This window comes from Sulfurimonas sp., from assembly GCF_032250635.1.
Taxonomy (GTDB): Bacteria; Campylobacterota; Campylobacteria; order Campylobacterales; family Sulfurimonadaceae; genus Sulfurimonas.
Genome location: NZ_JAVVFL010000119.1, coordinates 1 through 7,147, shown reverse-complemented (window position 1 = coordinate 7,147; position 7,147 = coordinate 1). Strand labels below are relative to the sequence as shown.

Annotated in this window: 10 protein-coding genes; 4 read left to right on the top strand and 6 right to left on the bottom strand. The window is 36.5% G+C overall.

The annotated features are described in order from the left end of the window. From RQ763_RS07940 to RQ763_RS07920, 5 genes are all read right to left on the bottom strand, one after another. The coding region (locus tag RQ763_RS07940) for a hypothetical protein (RefSeq protein WP_314152231.1) at positions 1 to 702 on the bottom strand (702 nt) is incomplete at its 3' end. 67 nt (positions 703 to 769) lie between these two features. Beyond that, a complete protein-coding gene (locus RQ763_RS07935) occupies positions 770 to 1,048 on the bottom strand; it encodes a hypothetical protein (protein ID WP_314152230.1) in 279 nt (92 codons plus the stop codon). Positions 1,049 to 1,058: 10 nt separating this feature from the next. Beyond that, on the bottom strand, positions 1,059 to 1,463 hold the full coding sequence (locus RQ763_RS07930) for a hypothetical protein (protein ID WP_314152228.1): 405 nt from the start codon (positions 1,461 to 1,463) through the stop codon (positions 1,059 to 1,061). A gap of 67 nt (positions 1,464 to 1,530) precedes the next feature. Further along, positions 1,531 to 1,683 (bottom strand): hypothetical protein, encoded by a 153-nt coding sequence (locus RQ763_RS07925; protein ID WP_314152227.1) that lies wholly within the window; start codon positions 1,681 to 1,683, stop codon positions 1,531 to 1,533. Further along, positions 1,680 to 2,630 (bottom strand): transposase, encoded by a 951-nt coding sequence (locus RQ763_RS07920; protein ID WP_314152225.1) that lies wholly within the window; start codon positions 2,628 to 2,630, stop codon positions 1,680 to 1,682. The genes RQ763_RS07925 and RQ763_RS07920 overlap by 4 nt, the downstream gene beginning before the upstream one ends. Before the next feature lie 237 nt (positions 2,631 to 2,867). Here RQ763_RS07920 and RQ763_RS07915 point away from each other — a divergent pair, with 237 nt between their 5' ends. From RQ763_RS07915 to argB, 4 genes are read left to right on the top strand one after another with little or no spacing between them, the layout of a single operon-like run. Next, on the top strand, positions 2,868 to 3,674 hold the full coding sequence (locus RQ763_RS07915) for an NAD+ synthase (protein WP_314152223.1): 807 nt from the start codon (positions 2,868 to 2,870) through the stop codon (positions 3,672 to 3,674). An 11-nt stretch (positions 3,675 to 3,685) separates the two neighbouring features. Then, positions 3,686 to 4,807 carry a DegT/DnrJ/EryC1/StrS family aminotransferase gene (locus tag RQ763_RS07910; RefSeq protein WP_314152221.1) on the top strand — a complete coding sequence of 374 codons (1,122 nt, stop codon included), beginning with the start codon at positions 3,686 to 3,688 and terminating at the stop codon, positions 4,805 to 4,807. Positions 4,808 to 4,819: 12 nt separating this feature from the next. After that, positions 4,820 to 5,743, top strand: coding sequence for a tetraacyldisaccharide 4'-kinase (locus tag RQ763_RS07905; protein WP_314152220.1), 924 nt, complete (start codon positions 4,820 to 4,822; stop codon positions 5,741 to 5,743). Continuing rightward, positions 5,727 to 6,578, top strand: a complete 852-nt coding sequence (argB, locus tag RQ763_RS07900) for an acetylglutamate kinase (protein WP_314152219.1) — start codon at positions 5,727 to 5,729, stop codon at positions 6,576 to 6,578. Before RQ763_RS07905 ends, argB begins: the two co-directional genes overlap by 17 nt. Position 6,579: 1 nt before the next feature. Here argB and RQ763_RS07895 read toward each other — a convergent pair. Beyond that, positions 6,580 to 7,147, bottom strand: a 568-nt coding sequence (locus RQ763_RS07895; protein ID WP_314152218.1) for an FAD-dependent oxidoreductase, incomplete at its 5' end; no start/stop codon positions are given.

Below are 7,147 nucleotides of genomic sequence, written 5' to 3'. Positions count from 1 at the left end.
CTTATCAGGATTGTAATTCTCTTTAGCATCCCAGAGAAGAACTTTTGCAAAGCCTTTTTCTTTTTTCTTTTTAATTTCAGCAGTTTTATTATAAACACGTAAATGATAATTTCCACCACCAAAAGTAAATCCCGTGAAGCTTGTTAAAGAACCGTAAACGCTTGCTTTTGAAAAATCGTCTATTTCCTCATGCGTTTGAGCAATTCTCGCTCTTGACTTCATTCTAAAGAAATCCAAGTGAGAAAAGTTATAGCCCTGAATATCCGTAGCTAAATGAATTTCGCTTATCTTGATTTTATAAGCTTCAAGAATTTCAGAACCTATAAATTTATTTACAAGTTTTATAGCCTGCTTGTAACCTTTACGTGCTAGAAATTCAGCCCTAAACTCAACCTTGATGATAGGACTAGCAGACAATACACTTTTTGGTTTTTTAAACGCTACAGAGATATCATTGTTCAAAATAACTACACTAAAACCACTAATAGCACTTGAAATAACATTGAACTTATCTACACCGATATCTATATTTATAGATTTAGAATCTTGATAATCGTTACGAGCAAGCTGAGCCTCTTTTTTTAAAGATAAAAGTTTGTCAACAAATTTGATATAACTATCAAAACCCTCTTGAGAAATTGAAGCATCTACATAGTAATGAAATTTTAAAGTGTCAACGTGTTGTGAAATTATTTCGACCATTTAACTAACCCTTATGGAAATTTTTTTTGACTAATTAACCCCCCTTGTTAAACCAGTGGGGGAAGAACTAAAAAAGCGTATTTTCTGAAAATAATCTAGTACGCTCACGAGCCTCTTTTTTATCTTGCAAAACTTCTTTATACTCTTTTGCAGAAATTTTCCTAACTAAATCTTCCGAATGAATACCAACAAAATAACGATTACAGTTTTTATAATACAATTTAAACTCATGCTCAAAATAATCTTCTTGTATACTATGCTTTACATAATAAGAAACATTATGAACAAAATAAGGTACTTTAGTACCTGAGTCTAAAAAATTAATGTAATCGTTATATAGCGACATCTATAAGACTTTAAAGAACCGTATAATGAGTATAAATGTCTTGAACATTGCCAAACTTAACACCTTTGTGACCATCAAATAATGCTCTGTTACCAACGTCCAAACTGTTATACCAAGAAGCTTCAATAGGCAAATCTAACTCCCCACCCTCAAACGCAATATTTAAATAATATTTAGGCTCCCAGAATTGAGCTTGACCGTTTTCATCCAAAACAGGTTCATCGGTATATTTACCGTCAACACGTTTCATTTTCATCTTAGGATCTGTTTTTCGTTTTTCACGAACAATTCCAGCTATAGAAATTTTGTTTGTACTGATACGCTCTAAGTAGATACGCGTCTGCTCTTGTACATCCGCTATAGTTAAAGGCTTTGTATCAAAGTCTTGTTCATTGTCATTTACCGCTTTACCCATTTTGTAACTCCATTTTTTATTTTTTTTTGAGCCATGCTCATATCTCTATATTTTTTATATAGAGAAATCAACATGCCTGCTTAGATAATTCTTTTTTTATACGATAGTAAATAGAAGAACGGTCAACATCCATACGAGAAGCAAGACTATATACGGTTATTTTTTCGCCAGAAGCCAACATTAAAAAAACAGAAGATAAAAGCTTTTCTTCAATACTCATTTTTTTAATTCTCTCTTTTTGTATTGAGCCAGCTTGATAACTATAGCTCTAAGCAGATGAGACATAACAGCAACTAAAGCAACTTTTGAGGGTTTGCCGTTTGCTTTTAGTCTTAAATATTTTTCTTTTAAAATCTGATTACTTCTAATTGAAGGAACGGCAGACATATAGAGAAGTTTTAAAATTTGAGCGTCGCCGTGTTTAGAAATTTTGTCTTTTTTATAAACAGAAGTTCCGCTCTGGTAAGAGATAGGATTTAATCCGAAAAATGCGTTAATCTGCTTTAGTGTAAATTTATCAAAGTGGTCATAAATATGAGGGATTAAATAGATTAGAAGTTTATCGCCTACACCAGAAATATCTCTTTTTATCTTTTTTGCCTCAGGACATGTAGTGTACAAAAGGGTTATTAATTTATCCTCAATGCGAGATTTAGTGATAATCAAATATTTTTCAACGTCATATAAATCATCTAAAACATCAGAACTTACAGGATAAAGTTTTATAGCATGTATAGAATTTTTTGTTTGTCGTATTTGCTTTTGAAGTAAAGTAAGTGAAGATAAAAGAGGCTTAAAGAGTTCACGCGTAGGGTATGATAAATATTCAGTTAAATCGCCATCTTTTAAAAATCTGGCAATAGCGTAACTGTCTGTTTTATCTGTTTTACCATGTATATTCAGAGATTTTCGGAAATTAAATACTGAAGTAGGCTTGATAATGTACGGATTAACACCGTTATCGAAAAGATATTTTTCTAACTTTTTATGATAATTTCCAGTGCTCTCAAATCCAAGACTATCAACTTTAAAATTACTGTAAAGAGTTAAAAGATTAAAAAATCCATCATCATTGTTTTTGTATATGTGATAATAAGGCTCATTCTGTATGAGTAAACAACAATCTAGCGTGTCTTTTGAAACATCAATACCTAGTAAATTATTCATAGTGAGACCTTTATTTTCTATATGAGCTTAAAGCCCTTAATTCCGTCAAAGGTATTTCACTAGCCTTATTTTAGTTACGAGCTAAGAGAACTCTATTCGATATTTAGGCTTTTAGTGTGAAATAATAATATAAACTGTCTTGGAAAATAACTTTTTTTCGTAGGACGGTTTATATATGGTTAGTATTATAGAAAATTCGATATAATATTTTTTGTTAAACTGCTTTAAAGGTTGATGATGGGAAAGTATGAGCTCATAACAGAGTATCTACAATATTTTTTGGACGATGAAGTTCGTAAAACAGGCATTCAAAACGTCGTTTTAGGACTCAGCGGCGGCATCGATTCAGCTGTTGTTGCCGTGCTTGCCCAAAAGGTATTTAAAGAGAACCTCTTATGTGTAAAAATGCCTTCTCACTACTCGTCGCAAAGCTCTTTGGATGATGCGGATGAGCTTTGTGCTGATTTTAAATTAAATGCCGTAACGGCATCTATTGAGCCGATGCTTAGAGCCTATGAAGAGCTGAATCCCGATATGGACAATCTGCGACGCGGAAACCTCTCGGCAAGACTTAGAATGAGCACTCTTTTTGATATTTCTGCAAAGCAAAAAGCTTTGGTTTTGGGAACTAGCAATAAGAGTGAGTTAATGCTTGGCTACGGAACGCTTTACGGTGATTTGGCTAGTGCGCTAAATCCTATAGGCGATCTTTACAAGAGTGAGATATATGAGCTTGCGGAGTATTTGGGTGTAAGCAAAAGCATTATACAAAAAGCACCATCTGCAGATTTGTGGGCTGGGCAGAGTGATGAGGCTGATTTGGGCTATAGCTACGCCGACCTTGATGAAGCGCTAAAATATTATGTTGAAGATAGACTGAGCAAAGAAGAGATTGTGCAAAAGGGTTGTAACGAGAGTATGCTAGATATGATTGTAGAGCGTATTTTTCGCAACCAGTTTAAGAGGAAAATGCCTCTTATTGCCAAGTTGACATCCAGAACAATAAACCATGATTTTAACTATCCAAGAGATATAACACTATGAAGGAACAGAGAATGAAAATTGCATTTTGTAGATATGAGAGCAGCAGAGAAGCACACTCAAACGTAAGTGACGTGCTAGATGGAGAAGATATAGACCAAGTTGAAGAGCTTGAGAGTGAATTTGCTTCGTACATAGGTGTTGATTATGCCTTGGCAACATCACATGGGACTTCGGCTCTTCATTTGGCAATGCTTGCAATTGACTTAAAAAGAGGGGACAAAGTAGTCTGTTCCGTAAATGCGCACCCTAACGTTCCGGAAGTTGTGCGTCATTTTGATGCTGAGCCTATTTTTATAGACATTGATTCTGAGAGTTATAATATAAATCTGGATAAGCTAGAGGCATATTTAGAAGAGAACAGCGCAAAAAAACTAAAAGCCGTTATTGTTACGCATGTAGCAGGGCAGTGTGTTGATCTAGACAGACTTTATGCGATGGCAAAGAGATACGATGTAAGAATCGTAGAAGATGCTTCTGAAGCACTGGGAGTAACCTACAAAGGCGATAAAATTGGTTCAACAGGAGCTGACATCACCTGTTTTAACTTCTCTGCTCATCTAAAAAAAGATGTTTGCAACGGTGGTATGCTTGTTTCAAATTCTGCAAAGATTATAGAGCGCGCAAAACTGCTTCGTTCACATGCTATGAAAAGAGATAAGGACTCTCTGGAGTATATCTATGATGTGGTAGATATCGGATTTGACTACACTATGAGTCAGTTAAGTGCTGCGTATATTAGAGCGCAGATAAAAGAGCAGGACAGGAATCTACAAAGAGTGCAAGAGATAGCTCAGATGTACAATAAGGCTTTTGGAGAAGTAGAGCATGTTATGATTCCAAAACCTCAAAGAGATGACCATCCTTACTCTTTATATATCATTAAGGTAGATAAAAACAGAGACTCTTTCGCGCTTGAGCTCAAAAAACATGGTGTTGAGGTAGGACTTCACTATATCCCTCTTCATTTTTTGACCTACTACAAAAATAAGTACTCGCTTAAGGTAAATAACTTTCCGGTTGCGCTCAAAACATATCAGCAGGTTATGTCACTACCAATTTATGCAAGCATGGAAGATAAAGAGGTGCAGTACGTTATAGAGAAGATAAAAGTAGTAGCATCGACAAGAGTTTAAAAAGCAAAAAAATTGAAAAAAAAGCTAATCTTTTGGGTTGAAGAGTATTTCTACAACCCAAACTCCACTCAAAAACTTCTCTCTCTTTTACTTCTTCCTTTTAGTTTTATTTACTGTTTTTGCATGTTTTTACGCTTTAAAAGCAAAAAAAGCGAAGATTTGGGCGTAGATGTTATCAGCGTCGGAAACCTAAGTGTCGGCGGAAGCGGCAAAACCCCTCTAGTAACTGCTCTTGCGTCAAGATACGAAGATACGGCAGTGGTTTTAAGAGGCTATGGACGTGAGAGCAGCGGTCTTTTAGTGGTGAGCAGCGGCAGTGAGATTTTGTGCAACGTAGCCGCAAGCGGTGATGAAGCGATGATATATGCACACAAAATTCCAGGAGCAATCGTTATAGTAAGCGAAGATAGAAAAAAAGGGATACTAAAGGCTAGGGAGATGGGCGCGAAGATTGTCTTTTTAGATGATGCCTACTCAAAACATGAGATAAAAAAGCTTGATATCGTCATAGATGTAGAGAGTAAAAACTCCTCATGTCTGCCATCAGGTCCATTTAGAGAGCGACTTTGGAGTCAAAAAGAGGCTCTTGTCGTAAAAGAGGGAAGAGATTTTAAAAGAGTGGTTGAACTTAAAAATAAAAGTGATAAAATGTCGCTTATAACTGCCATAGCAAGACCTGAGAGACTTGATAGCTATCTGCCTGAGGTCGTTAGTAAAAACTACTTTGAAGATCATCACTCATTTACAAAAAGTGAAGTTTTTGATATTCTTCAAAGAGACAAAGCAGAGTCGATTTTGGTAACATATAAAGATTTTGTAAAATTAGAGCAGTTTGATTTAAAGCTTTCGTTGCTGGATATGCATGTGGAAGTTGAAGAAAATATTTTTAAAACAGTAGATGATTATAGGGGATTTGGTAATGCAAAAAAAGATTGAAACGGTTCAGACGCTTCTTGAGGCCTTGCCGTTTATAAAAGAGTTTAACAAAGAGATAGTAGTCATAAAATACGGCGGTTCGGCACAGGAGTCTACACAGCTCAAAGAGAGATTTGCGCAAGATGTTCTGCTTATGTATCTAGTCGGTATTAAGCCCGTTATCGTTCATGGCGGCGGCAGACAGATAAATGAGATGCTGGATGCGCTTAGTATCGTTCCTAAATTTATAGACGGGCAGCGTGTAACTTCAAAAGAGGTAATGCGCATAGTCGAGATGGTTCTAAGCGGAGAGATAAACAAAGAGATAGTCTCACTTCTAAACTCTCATGGCGCAAAAGCGATTGGAATCAGCGGAAAAGATGCGAAGTTTATAAGCGCTCGCGCAAAAGATTTCGCTAAATGGGGACTTACCGGCAATATAACAAACGTAGATGCCGATGTCATCACAAATCTCATCGCAGAAAAGTTTATCCCCGTAATTGCTCCAATAGCAGACGGCGGAGAGATGGGACACCCAGGTTTTAACATCAACGCAGACTTATGTGCATCCTATGTTGCCAAAGCCATAGGTGCAAACAAGATAATATTTTTAACTGATACCGCGGGAGTGCTCAACAAAGAGAAAGAACTTTTAAGCACTCTAAACAAAGACGAAGTAGAGGCTCTTAAGGCAGATGGAACAATCCACGGCGGCATGGTCCCAAAAGTGGATGCATGTCTTGAAGCAGTGGAGGGCGGTGTGCTTAAAGCTCACATCATTGATGGAAGAATAGAACATTCTCTTCTTTTGGAACTTTTTACATCCGCAGGTGTCGGAACGCAGATAGTTCTCTGATTTAGCTCTTCCTAGCCATTTTGTAAAAAAGTTTTTGGGTTGATATCTCTTTTGGTATCGGCTCACTGTGCAGAATATTTTGAGTCAGTATTTTTGCCAAGTAGGGACCGTAAACAAAACCTCTTGAACCCAATGCATTTATAACATACATATTTGGATAGTACTCTAACTTCTCAGGCGGGATTTTTGTTCCGTTTTTAATGGAAGGGTGTTTTTTGAGACTGCTCTCATAATCAACAACTTTGCCTATTACCGGAAAGTAGCTTTTTATGGTTGCTCTGGCACCTTTGTATATTTTTACAACCTCTAAATCCTCAAGTTTTATAAGCTCCTTCGCCTGTTTTAAAAGAGTCTGGGTCTGCATCTCATTGCTGCCTTCATAAAAAGCGCACTTATCACAGGTTGTAAGACACTCCATCTTGGCACTATCATGTCTCTCCTGCGTAGCCCCAATGGAGAGAGTTCCGTCTTGTTTGTTTGTTGAGACGGAGATAGATTTATGGATATTAAAAGGGACTTTAGTCGTTGTTTTTACATCTACTCTAAGCCCGAAAATAGGCGATATCTTC

What these genes read in the sequence shown, in the direction of transcription:
- RQ763_RS07935 (WP_314152230.1), bottom strand. Translation starts at nt 1,048, where the DNA reads ATGTCGCTATATAACGATTACATTAATTTTTTAGACTCAGGTACTAAA.
- RQ763_RS07930 (WP_314152228.1), bottom strand. Translation starts at nt 1,463, where the DNA reads ATGGGTAAAGCGGTAAATGACAATGAACAAGACTTTGATACAAAGCCT.
- RQ763_RS07925 (WP_314152227.1), bottom strand. Translation starts at nt 1,683, where the DNA reads ATGAGTATTGAAGAAAAGCTTTTATCTTCTGTTTTTTTAATGTTGGCT.
- RQ763_RS07920 (WP_314152225.1), bottom strand. Translation starts at nt 2,630, where the DNA reads ATGAATAATTTACTAGGTATTGATGTTTCAAAAGACACGCTAGATTGT.
- RQ763_RS07915 (WP_314152223.1), top strand. Translation starts at nt 2,868, where the DNA reads ATGGGAAAGTATGAGCTCATAACAGAGTATCTACAATATTTTTTGGAC.
- RQ763_RS07910 (WP_314152221.1), top strand. Translation starts at nt 3,686, where the DNA reads ATGAAAATTGCATTTTGTAGATATGAGAGCAGCAGAGAAGCACACTCA.
- argB (WP_314152219.1), top strand. Translation starts at nt 5,727, where the DNA reads ATGCAAAAAAAGATTGAAACGGTTCAGACGCTTCTTGAGGCCTTGCCG.